Below are 236 nucleotides of genomic sequence, written 5' to 3'. Positions count from 1 at the left end.
CACCAAGCCACCTGCCGGTGATGCCCACGCCAAGGACGACGCGCTGGAGACCTATCGCGCCGACGCCGAAGGCCATGACCTGCCCACCAACCAGGGACTGCGCATCGCGGACAACCACCACTCGCTGAAGGCGGGGGAACGCGGTCCGACCCTGATGGAAGATTTCATCGTCCGCGAGAAGATGAACCACTTCGACAATGAACGTCTTCCTGTGCGTAGCGTTCACGCGCGTGGCG

Annotated in this window: 1 protein-coding gene; it reads left to right on the top strand. The window is 63.6% G+C overall.

All coding sequences use genetic code 11. The features are described from left to right. On the top strand, positions 1-236 hold a 236-nt coding region (locus R2R70_RS23135), incomplete at both ends, for a catalase (protein ID WP_410979363.1).

The organism is Cobetia sp. SIMBA_158, assembly GCF_046566945.1.
In the GTDB taxonomy this organism is placed as follows: Bacteria; Pseudomonadota; Gammaproteobacteria; order Pseudomonadales; family Halomonadaceae; genus Cobetia; species Cobetia amphilecti.
This window is presented reverse-complemented; position numbering and strand designations above follow the sequence as displayed.